This window comes from Hydrogenophaga intermedia (assembly GCF_023715105.1).
GTDB lineage: Bacteria > Pseudomonadota > Gammaproteobacteria > Burkholderiales > Burkholderiaceae_C > Hydrogenophaga > Hydrogenophaga intermedia_A.
On record NZ_JAMBNO010000085.1, the window covers coordinates 1 to 676 of the forward strand.

General features: G+C 61.5%; 1 protein-coding gene. It reads left to right on the forward strand.

The genetic code is table 11. From position 1 onward, the window contains the following. Nucleotides 1–219: 219 nt before the first annotated feature. Nucleotides 220–513 (forward strand): hypothetical protein, encoded by a 294-nt coding sequence (locus tag M3149_RS22675; RefSeq protein WP_251711613.1) that lies wholly within the window; start codon nucleotides 220–222, stop codon nucleotides 511–513. Nucleotides 514–676: the final 163 nt, after the last annotated feature.

The window sequence follows — 676 nt, forward strand, 5'->3', positions numbered from 1 at the left end:
GCGGACGCCATGGCAGCTACGCTGACTTCCGCCTGGCACGATGAACGCGTTCCGAAAGATCTGGTCCCCAAGATTGAAGAAGCGTGGGAGCATGGCTTCGCCTTGGCTCGGGAGGTCGCCTCTCTGAACAAGCCGGCCGCGTGAATACGATCTCGCCACTGCCCGAGCTGGGGGCCAGCGCTCAGGAAGTTTCGCAGCGGGTTGTTCAAGGCTTCATGCATGCGCCATCTCACCTTCGACCTCAGCGACAGCACCGATGGCACGATCACCTTGGAAGCCATGGCTTCCACACGGGAGAGCGCCGGCCATGCGGCGGTGATGGCCGAAGTGGATGTTGTGCTGGCCTGGGCGAACACAGAGTTCGGTGACCGAAAGGGGCCGGTGGAAGACGGCCACGTCTGGGACCACGAACTGCTGATTCAGCACGAGGCGGACGGATGGATCACGGTGACGCTGACCTTTAGCGCCACGCCCGAATTCGCTGACGCCTTCTTGGCCGCCTTTGCGAGCTAGTCGGGCGCGGCTTTCCAGCACATGACAAACACATGATGCGTATTCCACGCGATGGCGGACACGACTCCATGCTGATGGCGGACAGTGTTCCAGCGTGATGGCGGACGCTGTTCCACGCTGAAGTCGGACATCATTCCAAACTGATGTCGGACACCTGCGGGGT